This window comes from Salinicola salarius (assembly GCF_002179555.1).
Lineage (GTDB): Bacteria > Pseudomonadota > Gammaproteobacteria > Pseudomonadales > Halomonadaceae > Salinicola > Salinicola salarius_A.
Window position 1 is genome coordinate 206,766 of sequence record NZ_NHOU01000001.1, and the last position, 18,795, is coordinate 225,560.

The following is an 18,795-nucleotide window of genomic DNA, read 5'->3' on the forward strand; positions in this document are numbered from 1 at the left end:
TGGGCGAGACGCCACCGCTCAAAGTGGCGTCGCTCGCTCGGTATTCTCGTTCGATCCTTGAGGTCGACGGTATCAGCGTAGTTCAGTCGTGCGGCACCGTGCCAAAAACGCGACGTCGGGAGGCATCCCGCCACCACTGCAGGTAGAATGCGCGTCGGGCCGGTTATCCACCGCCTGCACTTACAACAATCGCCTTCACGCATTCTGGAAATCGCCGGCGCCGACCGGCCGTTTCCCTGGAGAACAAGTTCGATGTCATCCTGGTTCCCCCGCTGGCGCCGCGTCGATGCTGCTCGCCAAGACCTGGTCGCACCCGACGAGACGTTGCCACCCGCACAGACGCTGTTGATGGGCGTGCAACACGCCGTCGCCATGTTCGGTTCCACCGTGCTGGCGCCCTTGCTGATGGGGTTCGATCCCAACCTGGCGATCCTGATGTCGGGGATCGGTACGCTGCTGTTCTTCGTGATCGTCGGCGGGCGGGTTCCCAGCTACCTGGGGTCGAGTTTCGCCTTTATCGGTGTGGTGATTGCCGCCACCGGCTACGGCGGGAGCGGTGGCAATCCATCGATCGGGCTGGCGCTGGGCGGCATCATCGCCTGCGGTGCGATCTATGCGGTCATCGGCCTGATCGTGATGGCCATGGGCACGCGCTGGATCGAGTTTCTGTTGCCGCCGGTCGTGACCGGCGCCATCGTCATGACCATCGGTCTCAACCTGGCCCCCGTGGCCGTTTCCAGCGTGGCCGGCTCCAACTTCGATGCCGCGATGGCGCTGGTGACCATCCTCTGCATCGGCCTGGCGGCGGTGCTGACTCGCGGCATGCTGCAGCGGCTGTTGATCCTTGTCGGGCTGGTCGTCGCCTACGCGATCTATGCGCTGGTCACCAACGGCCTGGGCTGGGGCACGCCGATCGATTTCTCGATCATCGAAGAGGCCGCCTGGTTCGGGATGCCCGCGTTCACCGCCCCGACGTTCAGCCCGCACGCGATGGTGCTGATCGCGCCGGTCGCGATCATCCTGGTGGCGGAAAACCTGGGCCACATCAAGGCGGTGGGGGCGATGACCGGGCGCGATCTCGATCCCTATATCGGCCGTGCCTTCCTGGGCGATGGGCTGGCGACGATGGTCTCCGGGGCGTCCGGCGGCACCGGCGTGACGACCTACGCCGAGAACATCGGCGTGATGGCGGTGACACGGGTCTATTCGACATTGATCTTCGTCGCGGCGGCTGGGTTTGCCATTCTGCTCGGATTCTCGCCACGCTTCGGCGCGCTGATCCAGACGATCCCCGGCCCGGTACTGGCCGGCGCTTCGATCGTGGTGTTCGGCCTGATCGCGGTAGCGGGCGCCCGCATCTGGGTCCAGAACCAGGTCGACCTGGGCGACAACACCAACCTGATCGTCGCGGCGGTCACTCTGGTGCTGGGCGCGGGCAACTTCTCGATCGATTTTGGCGGCTTCACGCTCGACGGGATCGGTACGGCGACATTTGGCGCGATCCTCCTGCATCTCGTCCTGCGTAACGGCACCGGAGGCGGGCAGGGGCGCGCGTCATGACGTCCGCGTCTCGCCCAACTAGCGCTTCGCTTTGCGCCCGTTGGACGTTAGTCTGGGTTGATGGCATCGCCACGACGATGCCATCACCCTTGTTTTCCATGATCGTATCGATCGCGCCCGAGATTAGAGTCCCAATGAGTGAGCCGCAGCCCAGCGATATCAGTGTCGATGAAGAAGAGACTTCCGCCGGAAAGTCGATCGCCATGACCCGCGAGGTGCTGGAGCAGGATCTGATTCGTCGCCACTTCGAAGCCGTCTACCCCGACGTGGCCTTGAAGAGCCACGAAGAGCTGCAAAGCTCGATCCATCAGGTGCTGGCCTCGGCGCCGCCCGGCGTGCAGTGTCGCGACGGTGTCTATCTGTTCGCCTACGGCTCGTTGATCTGGAACCCTTGCGTAGAGGTCGACGAACGCCATACCTGCCGCCTCTACGGTTACCATCGCGATTTCTGCCTCAAGCTCGACCACGGCCGTGGCACGCCAGATACGCCCGGACTGATGCTGGCGCTGGCGCCGGGCGGCTCCTGCCGTGGCGTCGCGCTGCGGGTTCCCGGTGACAATCTCGAGCGCGAACTGACGCTGGTGTGGCGTCGCGAGATGCTGACCGGTGCCTACCGCCCCCGCTGGATCAAGCTGAAGACGGACGCCGGCCCGATCTGGGGAATCGCCTTCGTGATCAACCCGCACCACGACCGCTATATCGGTCGCCAGCCCGACGAGACGGTAGTGCATCTGCTGCGTACCGGCCGCGGCGTGCTGGGATCGTGCCGCGAGTATCTCGACAACACGGTGGGCGATCTGCATGCACTGGGGATTCGGGATCGGCGCCTGGAGTCGTTGCAGCGCGCGGTGGCGAGCTGACGTCCGGATGTCGGCGTCGCGTCACGTGATCCAAAATTGAGCCTTTCGATCGAGTCTGGTAATCTGACGTCCCATCCTGGCCCGACTTTCTCCCCCGGGTCTTTTCTCACGAGCTTTACGACCACGATTCGACAGGTTTTCCATGACACGATATATCTTCGTGACCGGCGGCGTTGTGTCCTCCCTGGGCAAGGGTATTGCCTCCGCTTCGCTGGCTGCGATCCTCGAGGCCCGCGGCCTCAAGGTCACCATCCTCAAGCTGGACCCGTACATCAATGTCGATCCGGGCACCATGAGTCCGTTCCAGCATGGCGAGGTGTTCGTCACCGAGGATGGCGCGGAAACCGATCTCGACCTGGGCCACTACGAGCGCTTCATCCGTACCAAGATGACCCAGAGCAACAACTTCACCACCGGCCGGGTCTACGAGCACGTGCTGCGCAAGGAGCGCCGTGGCGACTATCTCGGCGGTACGGTGCAGGTGATTCCGCACATCACCGACGAGATCAAGCATCGTGTGATCAAGGGGGGAGAAGGTTACGACGTGGCGCTGGTGGAGATCGGCGGCACCGTCGGCGACATCGAATCGCTGCCGTTCCTGGAATCCATCCGTCAGCTGCGCAGCGAAGTGGGTGCCAACCGCGCGCTGTTCATGCACCTGACGCTGGTGCCCTACATCAAGACCGCCGGCGAGACCAAGACCAAGCCGACCCAGCACAGCGTCAAGGAGCTGCGCTCGATCGGTATCCAGCCCGATATCCTGATCTGCCGCAGCGAAGTCGAGCTCGAGGAGAGCGAGCGGCGCAAGATCGCGCTGTTCACCAACGTCGAAGAGCGTGCGGTCATCCCGCTGCAGGATGCCGATACCATCTATCGCATTCCGCTGATGCTGCATGAGCAGGGTCTCGACGATATCGTCTGCGACAAGTTCCGCCTCGAGGCGCCGCAGGCGGACCTGGCCGAGTGGATCCACGTCCTCGACGCCAAGCTCAATCCGCTCAAGACGATCAACATCGCCATGGTCGGCAAGTACATGGAGCTGCTCGACGCCTACAAGTCGCTCAACGAGGCGCTGATCCATGCCGGCATCCAGACGCGGGTGAAGGTCAACGTCGAGTACATCGATTCCGAATTGATCGAACGTCACGGCACCGAGCGTCTGGCCGGCAAGGATGCCATCCTGGTGCCGGGCGGCTTCGGCGAGCGCGGCGTGGAAGGCAAGATCCAGGCCGCCCGCTTCGCGCGCGAGAACGACGTTCCCTATCTCGGCATCTGCCTCGGCATGCAGGTCGCGGTGATCGAGTTCGCGCGCCACGTGGCGGGTTGGGAAGACGCCAACTCCACCGAATTCACCCGCGATACCCAGCATCCGGTGGTCGGCCTGATTACCGAATGGATCAACCCGGAAGGGCAGATCGAGTTGCGCGACGAGGCCTCCGACCTGGGCGGCACCATGCGTCTCGGCGGGCAGGAATGCCGACTCAAGCCCGGTTCCAGGGCGCACGAGGTGTACGGTCTGGACACGATCACCGAACGTCACCGTCATCGCTTCGAGGTCAACGAGCAGTTTGTCGAACAGCTCGAAGCCGCGGGCCTGATCGTCTCGGGCAAGAGCGGCGATCAGTCGCTGGTCGAGATGATCGAGCTGCCGGACCACCCCTGGTTCCTGGCGTGCCAGTTCCATCCCGAGTTCACCTCTACGCCCCGCGACGGCCATCCGCTGTTCACCGGCTTCGTCAATGCGGCGCTGGAGCACAAGGCGCAACGCCAGCGCCAGCATGGCATGGCGCATCAGGAGTGATCGAATGACCGGCGGGGGATGAAGCGATTCATCCCCCGCCATCGTTGGAGACGCTGGACCTGACCCGCCAACGCTGGATAAGCTCCAGAACTGCTACCATGACCGAATCATCGCGCCCGGAGTCCGCGCAAGAGCCGGGCGCTTCACCCTCGATCATTGATTTTTCAACCGACAGGACGACGTAACATGGCTGAGATCGTTGATATCCGCGCCCTCGAAGTACTCGATTCCCGCGGCAACCCCACCGTCCAGGCACAGGTCACGCTGAGCGGCGGCATCACGGGCAGCGCCTGTGCGCCCAGCGGTGCTTCAACCGGCTCTCGCGAAGCGCTGGAACTGCGTGACGGGGACAAGTCGCGCTATCTGGGCAAGGGCGTGTTGAAGGCCGTCGACGCCGTCAACGGCAAGATCCGCGAGCGCCTTCTGGGCATGGACGCCAGCGATCAGCGCGCTCTCGACGACGCCATGCTGGCGCTGGATGGCACCGACAACAAGGCAAGCCTGGGCGCCAACGCGATTCTCGCCGTATCGCTGGCCGCGGCCAAGGCAGCGGCGACCGAGAAGGGCGTGCCGCTCTACGCCCACATCGCCGAGCTCTACGGCCAGCCGGGCCAGTACACCATGCCGGTGCCGATGATGAACATCCTCAACGGCGGCGAACATGCCGACAATAACGTCGATATCCAGGAATTCATGATCCAGCCGGTGGGCGCGCCGAACTTCCGCGAAGCGCTGCGCACGGGCGCCGAGATCTTCCATTCGCTGAAGAAGGTGCTCTCTGCCAAGGGGCTTTCCACCTCGGTCGGCGACGAGGGCGGTTTCGCGCCGAACCTCTCCTCCAACGCCGAAGCGCTGGCGGTCATCAAGCAGGCGGTCAGCGACGCGGGCTACACCCTGGGCAAGGACGTCACGCTGGCGCTCGACTGCGCCTCCAGCGAATTCTTCAAGGACGGCACCTACGATCTCGCCGGTGAAGGCAAGCATTACGACGCCGCCGGCTTCACCGACTATCTGGCCGATCTCTGCGACCAGTATCCGATCGTTTCCATCGAAGATGGCATGGACGAGTCGGACTGGGATGGCTGGAAAGCGCTGACCGACAAGCTTGGCGACAAGATCCAGCTGGTCGGCGACGATCTGTTCGTCACCAACACCAGGATCCTGAAGCGCGGTATCGACGAGAAGATCGGCAACTCGATCCTGATCAAGTTCAACCAGATCGGTTCGCTTTCCGAGACGCTGGATGCGATCAAGATGGCGCAGGATGCCGGCTTCACCGCGGTCATCTCCCACCGTAGCGGCGAAACCGAAGACACCACCATCGCCGATCTCGCCGTGGGCACCGCCGCCGGCCAGATCAAGACCGGCTCGCTGTGCCGCTCCGATCGCGTCGCCAAGTACAACCGCCTGCTGGTGATCGAGCAGGAGTTGGGTGAGAAAGCCGCCTATCCGGGCCTAAAGGCGATCAAGGGCCAATAAATGCCTGCACGGGCAAATCACTACGTTGCACGGTGCGCGGAATCCTCACCTATAACCCATAGGCTCCGGTTCCTGTGCGCCGTGCGCCTTGTGCTTTACTCCGTTCGGCTATTTATTCAACTTTCACTAAGCACGGTTTTCGCTTCAAGTCAGTCGAGCGACATCGATGGCGATCTAAAAGTAGCTTGCTGAAACTCGTAGCGAAGACTTTGGTTTGTAAATGCAAGAAGGCCGCTCATTGAGCGGCCTTCTTCGTCTGGTGCTGACATCCGATCAATGCCGGAATTAACGCTCCAGCAGTTCGATCTTGTTCGGCTTGCCATCCCACTCCTTGGCGTCCGCCGGCGGGTCTTTCTGTTCGGCGATGTTGGGCCACACCTCGGCGAGTTCGGCGTTGAGTTCGATGAACTGCTGCTGGCCTTCGGGCAACTCGTCTTCCGAGAAGATCGCCTCCGCGGGGCATTCCGGCTCGCAGAGCGCACAGTCGATGCACTCATCGGGATGAATGACGAGGAAGTTGGGGCCCTCGTAGAAGCAATCCACCGGGCAGACTTCGACGCAGTCGGTGTATTTGCACTTGATGCAGTTCTCGGTGACGACGAACGTCATGGGTGTTCTCTCCTGATTGACGGCCCGGCCACGTGACTGGTTTTGCCACAGCCCTAAGTCGAAGCCCTAAGTCGAAGCTCTATGTCACAGCTCTTGGTCACGGTATTGGCGGATAGGAAGACGTTGTTGAAATCACCGTTTCCACGGTGCCGCCGCATGCTGTTCGAATGGCGCCATATTTTAGGCGGGTGGCGCCAGCGTCGGCAAGCCGCGGCGTGAAACATCGAGGAATGGTGTTATAGCCACCGGGCCATTCAGCACTGCTCGCGCCAGGCATAGAGCAGGTCCAACGCGGCCCGCGGCGTCAGCGAGTCGACGTCCAACGACGCCAGCGCTTCCAGTACCGGGTGCGGCGTCGCGGCAAACAGATCCGCCTGCTGCGGCCCGGCGGGCTGCGTGCGGGCGTCGGTGGCGACCGGCATCGCCGCGGGCTGTTCGAGACTGGCCAGCTTGTCGCGGGCACGGGCGATTACGGTCTGGGGCACGCCGGCGAGCTGGGCGACCTGCAGGCCATAGCTCTGGCTGGCCGGGCCCTCCTCGACGCGGTGCATGAAGACGATGCCGTCCTTGTGCTCGGCGGCGGTCAGGTGAACGTTGGCCACCGTTTCCTGCTGTTCGGCCAGCGCGGTCATCTCGAAGTAGTGGGTCGCGAACAGCGTGAAGGCGCGCTGGGCCGCCAGGTGTTCGGCGCTGGCCCATGCCAGCGAGAGACCATCGAAGGTGCTGGTGCCACGGCCGATCTCGTCCATCAGCACCAGACTTTCCGAGGTGGCATTGTGAAGAATGCTGGCGGTCTCGGTCATCTCCACCATGAAGGTGGAGCGCCCGCCGGCCAGATCGTCGCTGGAACCGATCCGGGTGAAGATGCGATCCACCGGGCCGATTTCGGCGCTGTCGGCGGGCACGAAACTCCCGGTGTGGGCGAGCAGGGCGATCAATGCCGCCTGGCGCATGTAGGTCGACTTGCCGCCCATGTTGGGGCCGGTGATGACCAGCATGCGGCGGTCATCGTCGAGACGCAGGTCGTTGGGCACGAACGGATGCTGGCTGACGTGTTCCACCACCGGATGGCGGCCGCCCCGAATGTCGAAGCCTGGCGTCTCCAGCAGATGCGGGCGCACGAATTCCAGATGCTGGGCGCGCTCGGCAAAGGCGCAGAGCACGTCCAGCGCGGCCAGCGCGCGTCCGGTGGCCTGCAACGCATCGAGATCGGCGTTGAGCGTGTCGATCAGGCTCTCGTAGAGCAGCTTCTCCCGAGCCAGCGCGCGGGACTTGGCGGAGAGAGCCTTGTCCTCGAACTCCTTGAGCTCGGGAATGATGAAGCGCTCGGCATTCTTCAGCGTCTGGCGGCGGATGTAGTCGGCCGGCACCTCGCGTGCCTGGGCGCGGGGGATCTCGATGTAGTAGCCGTGGACCCGGTTGTAGCCGACCTTGAGACCGGGCAGGCCGGCGCGTTCGCGTTCGCGGACTTCGAGCTGGACCAGATAATCGCCGGCGTGCTCGGCCAGGCCGCGATACTCGTCGAGCTCAGCATCGAAACCCTCGCGGATGACGCCGCCGTCCCGGATCACCACCGGCGGGTTGTCGATCAGCGCCTGGATGAGCGTCTCGGCGAGCTCGGGATAGGGATGAATATGGCGGGCGAGATCGTCCAGCGCGCTGTCGCCCTCGATGCGCTGCAGTTCGCTCTGGAGCGCCGGCAGCACGTTGAGGGCATCGCGCAGGCGGGCCAGGTCTCTCGGCCGGGCGCTGCGCAGCGCCACACGGGCCAGGATGCGCTCGACGTCGCCGACTTCGTTGAGAGGCTCGCGAATCAGCAGATACTGGTCACCATCCAGCAGCAGTTGCACGGCGGCCTGGCGCCCGCCGATCTGGGCGCGATCCCGTAGCGGGCGATTGAGCCATCTCTTGAGCAGCCGCGAGCCCATTGGCGTGACAGTGGTGTCGAGTACGCTGGCCAAGGTGTTGTCGCCGGTGCCGCCGAGATTGATGTCGATCTCGAGATTGCGCCGGCTGGCGGCATCGATCACCACGGATTCGTCGCGGCTCTCGACGCCCAGCGCGGTGACATGCGGCAGGCGCGACCGCTGGGTATCCCGCGCGTAATCGATCAGTACGCCGGCCGCGATCAGCGCGGTCTCGAGATGCGTGCAGCCGAACCCACGCAGATCGGCGACCTCGAACTGGTCGCACAGCAGCCGGTGGGCGGTTTCCAGATCGAAGTGCCAGTCGTTCTGGCGACGCAGGCCGGTTCGGTCGGCGAGCGAGGGCGGCAGATCCAGGCTTTCGGCGGCGAGCAGTTCGGCGGGCTGCAGTCGATGGATCTCGGCCAGCATGTCGGCCTCGCCGTCGACCTCGAGCACGCTGAAGCGGCCGCTGGAGAGTTCGAGCCAGGCGAGCCCCCAGCAGTTGCCCGTCTGGTGCAGGGCCACCAGCAGGTTGTCGCGTCCGGCATCCAGCAGCGCCTCGTCGTGCAGCGTGCCCGGCGTGACGATACGCACGACGCGACGCTCGACCGGCCCCTTGGAGGTAGCGGGATCGCCGATCTGCTCGCAGATCGCCACCGATTCGCCCGACTTCACCAGCCGGGCCAGGTAGGACTCGGCACTGTGGTAAGGAATCCCGGCCATGGGGATGGGCTTGCCCGCCGACTGGCCGCGCGCCGTCAGCGTGATGTCGAGCAGCCGCGATGCCCGCTTGGCATCATCGAAGAACAGCTCGTAGAAATCACCCATCCGATAGAAGAGCAGTACGTCAGGATGTTCGCGCTTGATCTTGAGGTATTGCGCCATCATCGGCGTATGCTGAGTGCTCTTGCTGGAGGCCACGTCCTGCATGGTGTCTCGGAAGCTCCGTCGATTCTTGGGGCACAGAGGGGGGCATCGAAATGCCGGGGGCGTACGGTAAAGGGCAAGGTTACCACGCCGTGGCCGGGTCCAGCACGGCGCGGGCGACGGCCGGCCTGCCTTAGAGGGGATCATGCCTCAGGTCTAGTGATTTCAGCCTGAGTGCCCGTCGATAACTCGTTACAGTGTTCGAAACCGGCACTCGAGGACTCCCATATGGCCCGGTTGGTGCTCAACCACCTCAGCGATTCCACCTATCGACTGCTGGCGACCGAAGCCAGCAAACGTAACGTCAACATCAGCGAGCTGGCCGTGGTCCTGCTGGAGATCGCCGTCGCCGAGCTGGCGGCCCGTCAACCGACAACCGTAACGCCGCCCGTTGGAAAGCCCCGCGAGCCGTAATAGTGCCCGCGCCAATGGCGGGACTCGATCAAGCCTGTCTTTCGAGCCGGCTCGCTGCCGGGCGGCCGGACGAACATCTTGCCGGAGGCATTAACCGTTCACCTCGGTACCGGAAAGAGCGATCAATACATGCCGCCATTCACCGCGATCACTTGGCGCGTGATGTAGGCGGCATCCGCCGAGCAGAGAAAGCTCACGGTGCCGGCAACTTCCTCGGCGGTCCCGGTGCGCTGCATGGGAATCAGCTTGCGAATCTCGTCGCGGGGCAGTTCATCCGTCATGCGCGTCTCGATCCACCCCGGCGCGACGCAGTTGACCGTGATCCGGCGTTTGGCCAGCTCGACGGCCAGCGCCTTGCTGGCGCCGATGATCCCGGCCTTGGCCGCGCTGTAGTTGACCTGGCCGCGATTGCCTATCAGTCCGGACATCGACGAGAGCGCCACGATACGACCGGGCCGGCGCCGCTGGATCATCGGCATGACCAGCGGATGCAGGACGTTGTAGAAACCGTCCAGGTTGGTTCGCAGCACGCCGTCCCAGTCCTCGCCCGTCAGCGCGGGGAATGGCTTGTCTGCGGTGATGCCGGCGTTGCAGACCACGCCGTAGTAGCAGCCGTGTTCGGCGATGTCAGCCTCCAGTACCGCCTTGACGGTTTCCCGCTCGGCGACGTCGAAGTGGACGATGCGCGCCCGGCGTCCTTCGGCTTCCACTGCGGCCTTGACCGCATCGATGTCGTCGCCGGGGCGCCGGCAGTGCAGTACCAGATCGTGACCGTCGCGGGCCAGGCGTCTGGCGATCGCTTCGCCGATGCCGCGATTGGCACCGGTGACCAGAATCGTCTCGGGATGTCGTTCTTCCATGGGGCCTCGCGCGTAGAGCTGCGGATTGTGAAGTCAGGGGCGTCAGGCGCCGTTCAATGTCGGCATCGCGGCGGGGCGATAGAGCGTCAGGCTGCCGCGAGCCAGCGGCTCGGCATCCTCGGGCATCGCCGTGGCGTGCTTTCCGATGTCATACTTTTCGATGGCATGCTTTTCTATGGCGTACAGGGCGCCACTGACCTGCGTGACGCCGTTGTCGGCGACGAAGTCGATGGTGACGGTGATACGGATCCGCTGGTCGAAATCGAAGACCGGCACGCGCGCCCGGTAGCGTTTGGCGCCCAGCAACAGACCCGGGGCCGGCGCCTCGCCCGATGCGGCGGCCCGAAAACCGGCCCAGGCGGCGACGGCCTGAGCCAGCCACTCGACACCGACCCAGGCCGGAATGCCGTCGGGCTCGGCGAACAGATCGTCGCGCCGGGTCACGGTTTCGGCAGTCGCCCCCTCTTCGCGGACCTCGACCAGCTGCGTCAGCAGGCACATGCCTCTGGCGTGGGGGACCAGCGGTGCAACGGGGCAGGGGAGCGAAGGCATATCGGATGCGGCCAAGGGGGATTCCGTTGTCGTTCTTGCGTTTCTCTTTCCGGGCAAGCCGGCGCTTCAGTCGGCCCGGGACAGCAGCAGGCTGGCGTTGTTGCCGCCGAAGGCAAAGCTGTTGCTCAGGGCATGACGCAGCGGGCGCGCCGGCGTGGCGTCGGCAGTCACCAGCGGCAGGGCGGGAATGTCCGGGTCGTATTCATTATCGAAGACGTGTCTGGGCAGCTGTTCCTGCTCGAGTGCCAGCCAGCAGAACGCCGCCTCCAGTGCGCCGGCCGCGCCCAGGGTGTGGCCGGTCAGCGCCTTGGTCGAACTGCAGGCCGGGGGCGTGGCGAACAGCGTCGCGACGGCCGCGGCTTCCATGCTGTCGTTGAGCCGAGTGCCGGTACCGTGGAGGTTGAGATAGTCGATCTCCGCTGGATCGCGTCCGGCCATCGCCATCGCCTGGCGCATGGCCTCGGCGGCGCCGTTGCCGTCGGGCCGCGGTGCCGAGATGTGGTGCGCATCGACGCTCTCGCCGACGCCGGCAAGCTGGATGCCGCCGGCTTCCGGGGTGACCACGAACAGCGCCGCCGCCTCGCCGAGATTGATCCCGTCGCGATGGCGGGAAAAGGGCAGGCAGGGCGCGTCGCTGACGGCTTCCAGGCTGGCGAAGCCGTTGACCGTGAGTCGGCACAGGCTATCCGCACCGCCGGCGATTACCGCATCGCACTGGCCGCTCTTGAGCAGCCGCCTGGCGCTGGCCAGCGCTCGGGCGCTGGAGCTGCAGGCGGTGGAGAGGGCGTAGCAGGGCCCGGCGATGCCCAGGCGCTCGGCGATGAAACGTGCCGGCGCGCCCAGTTCCTGGCGGGCGTAGGCGAAGTCTTCCGGCAGCGGCCCTTCCCGGCCGCTGTCAGCCAGCGCCAGCTCGGTTTCGCCGATGCCGGAAGTGCTGGTGCCGATCACCACGCCGATCCGGTCGCGGGGAACCCTAGCCAACAACGGTTCGAGCTCGGCCGCGATTCGTTCCAGCGCCAGTGCCAGCAAGCGATTGTTGCGGCTGCGATGCTCCTTCGGCCAATGGGTGGCGTCCGGCAGTTCGCTGGCGACCCGGCCCAGGGGCAGCGGGCGGCCCGGCGTGAAGACATCGCTGGTCGTCAGGCCGCGCTCGCCAGCGAAGAGCGCACGGGCGATCGTGTCCAGATCGTCACCCAGCGAGCAGACCACGCCGGGGCGGGACAGGCGACAGGGAAAGGCAGCACTCATAAGTCAGCGCTCCTCTGCATCAGTTCTTCTCCATTGGCTCTTCTCCATCATCGCGCGCCCGCATCGGGTCGATCGTCAGGCGATAGTCGCCCTGGCGATCGTCCAGGGTGAGCGTCCTGGCGTGGTCGCGATCCGGCACCGGCGTAATGCGCGCCGCCAGCTTGCCGCGATAGAGAATGTCTCGATGCGTCGAGCTGTCGGCGACCTGCCAGACGCTTCCGTCGAAGGCGTCGCGCAAGGCGTCGAGCGGCCACAGGCTCCATTCCAGGCGCGATGCCAGCCACGCTGGCGGGATCGGCAGCGGCGATTCGCCCGGAGCGTCGCCCGCCTCGAATCGCGCGCCGTCGGCATCGCGGACCAGTGTCGTTAAACGCTGGCCGTAGGGCGTGACCAGCACGGCGCGCAGTCGATCGGGGTCGATCCGAATGAAAGCGATCAGCGTACGAGACTCGCCGTCGTCAGGCTGGAACGTCAATCGACTCTTCAAGGTGTCGGTGGTGGTCGCGGCGGCCAGGGGCGGCGTCGGCGACAACGGCGGCGTCAGGCTACAGGCGGTAAGGCTGATGATCGCAAGGCATGGCAGCCACAGAGCAAAAAAGCTGCGCATCATGACCTGGCCTCCGTGGAGGAATCGGACATGGATTGAAGAGAATCGGTATTCGCAATGTCGGCCGGTCCGTCTGAAACTGCCTGTCTCTTGCAGATGGCAGCGAGCGTGTCGAGATGACGGCGCGAGGCACTGACGAACGGATTGCTTCGGTCCCACGCATATCCTGCCAGGATCGCGCTGATGCGGCTCTTGATGTCGCTCGGCGCGTCGGCATGGAAGATGATCGTCTGCAGGCGGCCGTCGTACCAGGCATCGACGAAGGCGCGAAACGTTTCGATGCCCTCGCGCAGCGGCTGCTCGAACTCGGCATCCCAGTCGACCGTATCGCCGCCCAGCTGGCGATCGACCAGCGGGGCCGCCAGGCTGGCCGATCGCAGGGCGATGGTCACGCCGGACGAGAATACCGGATCCAGAAATTCGCCGGCGTTGCCCAGCAGCACATAACCGGGGCCGTGCAGGCGCGTCACGTCGGCGGAATAGCCGCTGAGCTCCTCCACCGGGCGCGTGGGTCGGGCACCTTCGAGAAGCTGGCGGAAACGGGGTTCGGCGTCGATCAGCGCTTGCCATCGTGCTGCCGGGGTGGCGCCGTGGGCTTCGAGGCGCTCGGTCTCGCCGACCACGCCCACCGAGGCGCGCTGGTGCCGGAACGGGATCAGCCAGTACCAGATGCCGGCATCGTCGGGATGCACGCCGATCAGGATCTTTTCGCGATCGTGGCTCGAATCCACGGGGCAGGCCTCGAGGTGGGTGAACAGCGCCGTGCGGGGATCCTGACGCGCGTCGCGCTCGAGATGCTCGAGCCGGGCCAGCACACGGCCATAGCCGCTGGCGTCGAGCACGAAGCGGGCGGTCAGCGTGCGGGCGTTGCCGGATTCATCGACCACGTCAACCTGCGGGTGGTCGTCGTCGGCCCGGAACGCGGTGACGGTGACGCCGAATTCGATCTCTGCACCCTGGTCGCGGGCGCCGTCGATCAGCCGATGATCGAAGTCGGCACGTTCGACCTGGAACGTGGTGCCCCAGCCCGGGGTGAACTTCTCGCGGAAATCGATCGCCGTCTCCAGGCCGTTGCGGGTGAACGCAGCGCCGTTCTTGGGCTGGCAGTCGGCGGCCATGACGCTCTCCAGCAGGCCGGCCTCCTCGAGATGACTCATGCACTGCGGCAGCAGGCTCTCGCCGATGGAAAAACGGGGGAAGTGGCTGCGCTCGACCACCAGCACGCGTCGGCCGCAGGCTGCCAGGCGTGCGGCGGCGGCGGCCCCGGCCGGCCCGGCACCGATGACGATGACATCGTGATCGACTTCAGCCATGTTCGTTCTCCTGTTGATGGATCCGGTCTGGATCGACAGGTCTTACCCAGGGAACCAGAACCCACACGCTGGCCAGCCCGATCAGGCAGGTCAGACCCAGATAGTGCAGCGCCGGCGTGGCACTGAAGGCGAGCATGCCGAACGCCAGCAGACTGGTGAGGGTCGACAGCGTGATCGCGAGCCAGGCGGATGGCTGTCTGGCGTGCTCCACGTTGAAGATGCCGGCATCCAGCCCGATCCCCAAGACCAGCAGCAGGCCCAACTGGTTGAAGATATTGAGCGGGACGCCGCCAAGGGCGAAGGCCGCCAGTACGATCAGGGTGGCACCGAAGGGTGGGACGATGACGCGCCAGGCGCGGCGCCGATACCGCCACACCAGCGCCAGCGTCATCAACGCCATCGCCAGCACGACCCAGAGCGCGGTATGGCGGCGCAGCTCGCCGAGCAAGGCGCCGATCCGGTCGACCCGATCGACATATTCGACCCTGGCTTGCGGGCCGCCCACGGCCTCGGCCACTGCCTGCAGGGTGCGCCCGGTCTCGGCGTCTCTGGCCCCGGAGACGACCGCCATCGCGGCGACGCCGTCATCCGCTGTCTCGCCCAGCCATAGCCGCTGCTGGTACTGGCCCAGCGGCGTGTCGAGCCAGTCGGCCACGGTCAGCGGGGCAGAGGTGTCGAGCCGCGCCCTGGCTTTCTCGGCCACCTCGGCCGGCAAGCCGGCGCGTCGGATCAGGTCGTCCAGCGGGGCGCCGTAGAGCTCGTGTACTCGTGACAGGTTGGCCTGCTGCGCGGCAGCCGTGGGTACCGAGCCGGCCAACGATTGATACTCGACCCGGAGCCCGTCGGCGATGGCGCGATCGAGCGCGGCGTCGAGCGAGTCGAGCCGGGCCAGCAGCGTTTGGGTATCCTCGGCCTGAACCAGGAAGTAGCGGCTGCCGGTATCGCGATCGAGCAGTTGCTGTACCCGCTGTTCGTCCTGCATCAACGCCGCCGGAGACGGGTTGAGCAGCTCCAGGCTGTCGTCGCTGGTCAGGCGCAGGGCGCAGATGATGACCAGCGCGACGGCGCCGACCAGAGCAAGCCAGGGCGGCAACCGCCAGCGAGGTTGGCACAGCCGCCACCAGCGTGTCGCCAGACGCGCGGTGAACGGGCTTGCATGGAGCGTGAAGCGAGGCAGCCACAGCACGACCGTCAGCCAGGCACCGACGAGGCCGAAGGCGGCGAAGGCGGCCATCTGACGCAATCCGGGCATCGGCGTCAGCGCCTGCGCCACATAGGCGACGACGCTCGAGATCAGGCCCAGCGCGAGGCTCGGCAGCAGCCGGCGCAGGCGAAACCCGGCGCCGGCGATGGCGCGATCGCACTGCAGGTGCAGTACGTAATCGATGGCGATACCGATCAGGCTGGCGCCGAAGGCGAGCGTCAGCAGGTGCAGGCGGCCGAAGAAGCCCAGGGTCAGTGTCAGCGCGAACAGCGAGCCGGCCAGCAGTGGCACCATCAGTTGCAGCAGCACCCGGGGCGAACGAAAGACGAACCCGATGATCAGCAGCACCCCGAGCAGGGAGGCCGCGCCGATGGTGGATATCTCGTGCTTCGCCTGACGCGCGCCGGCGGCGGCGTGGAACACCAGGCCGGAGCGCAGCAGCTCGGCATCGGGATGTTGTTGCTGGAACTGTTCGAGCGTCGCGTGCAGGGCGTTCTGCATCGGCATGTCGTAAGGCGATCCCTTGAGTTCGCCGATCAGCACGCTCCACTGTCGGTCATCGCGATCCAGCGTCAGCAGGCCATCGGCGGCACCGATCGGGCTGCCGGGCAGTCGCGCAAGCCAGGTATCCAGCAGGCCGAAAGGATCGGCGACAGGGTCCGGGCGGGCCGTCGGCGAGAACAGCCGGCGCAGCGCCGGTTCCACCAGCGTACCGGCGTCGCCGCGATCGATGATTTGCTGCCATGCCGGTGTCAGCAGGCGATAGCGCCAATGCCCCATCCAGTCGTGAGGATCGGCGTCGGCCAGGTCCAGCTCGCGCCAATCGATGGCGGCGAGCTGGCCGTCGTCGACCAGCGTCTGCAGCGCCTGCCCCAATGCCCGGGTCGTCGCGACGCGCTCGTCGTCGCCGAGCAGCAGCAGGAAGCGATTCTCGAAGCCGCGTCCCAGTTCGCGGTCCGCCTGCTCGATCAACGGCGCCTGTCGATCGGCAGGCAGCAGCGCGGTGAGGTCGGTGTCGGCGGGTAATCCGTGGCGAAGCATCCACCCGAGCCAGATGGCGCAAAGCGTCAGTATCGCGAACCAGAGCCAGCCGAGCCGGCGATAGCCCGCGCGCGTCATGAACCGTTCAGCGGATGCTGGTCGAACAAGCGGACCTCGAGCCGGTCGCCGTCCGGCGTGCGCATGTCGAGACGGTCGATGGTGCGATCACCCTGCAGGGTGATCCCGGCGATACGCTCGCGCAGCGCCGCCTCTTTCGGCGTCAGCGCGACCTGCCAGGCGTCCTGGTCGCCGGAGAGCGCCAGCGTGAAGCGCGACTCCAGCGCCTGCCAGTCGCCTTCCAGCAGTTGCAGGAACAGCTGGGCCACCTGTTCGCCACCGGGGGGCGCACTTTCGCCGCTGCCATCGGTGATCGCTTCCGGAGTGAGCTCGATGCGCTCCTCGACCGGGGTTTCGAGCTGCCAGACGACGCGCTTGCCGCGCTCGAAGAGGAACGTGCCCCGGCTGGTGAGAGAACTATCGAGATCCGCCAGTTCGCGCCGCTGTTCGAAACTGCCTGCCAACGCCGGCGTGGTGGCGAGCTGGCGTTGCAGGTCGTCCAGATCGAAGGCTTGGGCGCTCAATGGCGCCAGTAGAAGCAGAAGCGTGATCAACCATCGACGAAGCGGCATGCGAAAGTCCTTGTGGGGTTTCAGATCTCGAATGGCGAGGATCAGCCGACGGGGCGCCCGTCCTCGGAGCCGGCGTCCGAGTGGGCGTCGTCGCAATCCAGCCAGAAGGGAAAGAAGTTGAACCACTGCAGCGGCGTCTTCTCGCATTGCCGTGTCAACCAGTCGACATAGCGCTGCATGGCGCCGTCGATCCAGGCCGCCCGATCCCGTCGACTCAATTCGGTGGTGTCGTCGAAGTGATCGAAATCGATCCGGTAGCTGGTGGCCTCGCGAAAGCAGCCGATGGTATAGACCGGACAGCGCAGCAGGCTGGCCAGCCAGAACGGCCCCTCCGGGAATCGGGCCGGGTGGCCCAGGAAGGGCAGGGTTCGGGCACGGCCGCTGTCGCTGATCGGCACGCGGTCGGCAGCGATGACCACGAAGCCGCCTTCCGCGATCCGGCGGCCCAGCTTCATTGCCGTCGTCGGGGTGATCTCGCTGACTTCGATGATCTCCGGCGGGTTCTCGCGGTGGGTCGAGCGCGCCAGGACCTCGTCGAACTGCTGTGCGTTACGCGTGTGCATCAGCAGCGTCGCGCGGAAATCGTCCTGCATGTCGCTCATGGCGGTACAGATTTCCATGTTGCCGACATGAGAAACGAACATGATGCCGCCGCGCCCGCCGGCGACTGCCTGGCGAAACCGCTCTCGAGTGTCGCCCTCGAAGCTGAGCGTGGGTGGAATGCCGCTCCAGGCGTCGATCTTGTCCATCAGACTCTGGCCGAAGCTGCGGAAGTGGCGCAGGCTCAGCCAGGTCAGATGGCTGGGCGCCCGACCGTGGAGATGCCGCCACAGCCGGGTCAGGTAGGTATGGGAGGCGCGTCGATGCAGACCGTGGGCGATGTAGTAGTAGACGATCACCAATAGCAGCATGATCTGGAACGGTAGCCGGCCCAGCTTGCGCCGGATCCAGACCATGGTGCGAATGCCGCCGGCGGTGCCGGTTTCGCGGATTCTCGACCAGTGATTGGGATTGCTGCTGATCGGTGTCATGAAGGCGTTTCCTGGCGGCGTCGCAAGAGGATGGGAAGGCGTCCGAGCATGCCGAGTACCAGACGCAGATGCATGCGGGCCAGCAGCACGTTGTCTCGCCACAGCTTGAAGTGGGAGACGCCATCGATCGGATAGTGCACCCGCACCGGCAGATTGCCGACGCGCCCGCCCTGCCAGTGCCAGCGAACAGGAAGCTCGCTGTCGAACTCCATGCGGTCTCCGCAGGGGTGTTCGGCGATCAGGCGATTGACGGCGGCAACCGGGTAGAGCTTGACCCCGCACATGGTATCGCGGAGGTCGAACGACAGCGTCGCCAGCCACACCAGCGAATGGGTGATGTAGCGGGAATAGAAACGATGCCTGGGAACGCTGGCGTCGAATTGCGGATAGCCGAGCAGCAGAGTTTCATCGTCGGCGCGAAGCCCTTCGACGAAAGGCGGCAGGTCTCTGGCCTCGTGCTGGCCGTCCGCGTCCACCTGGAGCACATGAGTCAGCCCGCGCTCGGCGGCTCGCGCCAGCCCGGCGCGAATGGCGGCGCCCTTGCCGCGGTTGACAGGCAGCCTGACCAGGTCCATCTGTGGGTCGCGGGCGAGATCGTCCAGTACCCTGGCGCAGTGGGCGTCGCTACCGTCGTCGATCAGGATGATCGGCAGGTCCAGCAGCTCGAGCCGCGCCAGCGTCTGGCCGATGGCTTCGGCGTGGTTGTAGACGGGGACCAGCACCGCGATGCGGGCGGTATCTTCACTCGACATC

16 protein-coding genes are annotated in these 18,795 nt (G+C 65.5%); 5 read left to right on the forward strand and 11 right to left on the reverse strand.

What is annotated here, in order from left to right:
• Positions 1–252 precede the first annotated feature (252 nt).
• The 4 genes from CCD76_RS00935 to eno all read left to right on the forward strand — a co-directional run bounded on the left by CCD76_RS00935 (position 253) and on the right by eno (position 5,700).
• Positions 253–1,560, forward strand: a complete 1,308-nt coding sequence (locus tag CCD76_RS00935) for a solute carrier family 23 protein (protein ID WP_087717684.1) — start codon at positions 253–255, stop codon at positions 1,558–1,560.
• Between the two features lie 134 nt (positions 1,561–1,694).
• Positions 1,695–2,420, forward strand: coding sequence for a gamma-glutamylcyclotransferase (locus CCD76_RS00940; protein ID WP_179208804.1), 726 nt, complete (start codon positions 1,695–1,697; stop codon positions 2,418–2,420).
• A gap of 142 nt (positions 2,421–2,562) precedes the next feature.
• Positions 2,563–4,221, forward strand: coding sequence for a CTP synthase (locus CCD76_RS00945; protein WP_071231865.1), 1,659 nt, complete (start codon positions 2,563–2,565; stop codon positions 4,219–4,221).
• A gap of 186 nt (positions 4,222–4,407) precedes the next feature.
• Positions 4,408–5,700, forward strand: coding sequence for a phosphopyruvate hydratase (eno, locus tag CCD76_RS00950; RefSeq protein WP_087717686.1), 1,293 nt, complete (start codon positions 4,408–4,410; stop codon positions 5,698–5,700).
• A gap of 285 nt (positions 5,701–5,985) precedes the next feature.
• Here the strand turns inward: eno and fdxA are convergent, their stop codons facing one another.
• Both fdxA and mutS read right to left on the reverse strand, forming a co-directional pair.
• A complete protein-coding gene (gene fdxA, locus CCD76_RS00955; RefSeq protein WP_071231867.1) occupies positions 5,986–6,309 on the reverse strand; it encodes a ferredoxin FdxA in 324 nt (107 codons plus the stop codon).
• A gap of 254 nt (positions 6,310–6,563) precedes the next feature.
• Entirely contained in the window at positions 6,564–9,146 is a 2,583-nt protein-coding gene (gene mutS / locus CCD76_RS00960) for a DNA mismatch repair protein MutS (RefSeq protein ID WP_087717687.1), read from the reverse strand.
• A gap of 225 nt (positions 9,147–9,371) precedes the next feature.
• Here mutS and CCD76_RS00965 point away from each other — a divergent pair, with 225 nt between their 5' ends.
• Complete coding sequence (locus CCD76_RS00965) at positions 9,372–9,557, forward strand: hypothetical protein (RefSeq protein ID WP_087717688.1); 186 nt, start codon at positions 9,372–9,374, stop codon at positions 9,555–9,557.
• Between the two features lie 122 nt (positions 9,558–9,679).
• Here the strand turns inward: CCD76_RS00965 and fabG are convergent, their stop codons facing one another.
• Genes fabG through CCD76_RS01010 form a run of 9 tightly spaced genes read right to left on the reverse strand, consistent with a single transcriptional unit; the run spans position 9,680 to position 18,794 of the window.
• Positions 9,680–10,417 carry a 3-oxoacyl-ACP reductase FabG gene (gene fabG, locus CCD76_RS00970; RefSeq protein ID WP_087717689.1) on the reverse strand — a complete coding sequence of 246 codons (738 nt, stop codon included), beginning with the start codon at positions 10,415–10,417 and terminating at the stop codon, positions 9,680–9,682.
• Positions 10,418–10,459: 42 nt separating this feature from the next.
• The gene (locus CCD76_RS00975; RefSeq protein ID WP_143543242.1) at positions 10,460–10,984 is read right to left on the reverse strand and encodes an ApeP family dehydratase; all 525 of its coding nucleotides are present in this window, start codon (positions 10,982–10,984) and stop codon (positions 10,460–10,462) included.
• A 51-nt stretch (positions 10,985–11,035) separates the two neighbouring features.
• The gene (locus CCD76_RS00980; RefSeq protein WP_087717691.1) at positions 11,036–12,217 is read right to left on the reverse strand and encodes a beta-ketoacyl-ACP synthase; all 1,182 of its coding nucleotides are present in this window, start codon (positions 12,215–12,217) and stop codon (positions 11,036–11,038) included.
• A 19-nt stretch (positions 12,218–12,236) separates the two neighbouring features.
• Positions 12,237–12,827 (reverse strand): DUF3261 domain-containing protein, encoded by a 591-nt coding sequence (locus tag CCD76_RS00985; protein WP_256961003.1) that lies wholly within the window; start codon positions 12,825–12,827, stop codon positions 12,237–12,239.
• On the reverse strand, positions 12,824–14,137 hold the full coding sequence (locus CCD76_RS00990) for an NAD(P)/FAD-dependent oxidoreductase (protein WP_087717692.1): 1,314 nt from the start codon (positions 14,135–14,137) through the stop codon (positions 12,824–12,826). The genes CCD76_RS00985 and CCD76_RS00990 overlap by 4 nt, the downstream gene beginning before the upstream one ends.
• Positions 14,130–16,460, reverse strand: a complete 2,331-nt coding sequence (locus CCD76_RS00995) for an MMPL family transporter (protein WP_087717693.1) — start codon at positions 16,458–16,460, stop codon at positions 14,130–14,132. Before CCD76_RS00995 ends, CCD76_RS00990 begins: the two co-directional genes overlap by 8 nt.
• On the reverse strand, positions 16,457–17,011 hold the full coding sequence (locus tag CCD76_RS01000) for an outer membrane lipoprotein carrier protein LolA (RefSeq protein ID WP_179208805.1): 555 nt from the start codon (positions 17,009–17,011) through the stop codon (positions 16,457–16,459). The genes CCD76_RS00995 and CCD76_RS01000 overlap by 4 nt, the downstream gene beginning before the upstream one ends.
• Positions 17,012–17,052: 41 nt before the next feature.
• On the reverse strand, positions 17,053–18,042 hold the full coding sequence (locus tag CCD76_RS01005) for an LpxL/LpxP family acyltransferase (protein WP_087717695.1): 990 nt from the start codon (positions 18,040–18,042) through the stop codon (positions 17,053–17,055).
• A complete protein-coding gene (locus tag CCD76_RS01010; protein ID WP_087717696.1) occupies positions 18,039–18,794 on the reverse strand; it encodes a glycosyltransferase family 2 protein in 756 nt (251 codons plus the stop codon). Before CCD76_RS01010 ends, CCD76_RS01005 begins: the two co-directional genes overlap by 4 nt.
• Position 18,795: the final 1 nt, after the last annotated feature.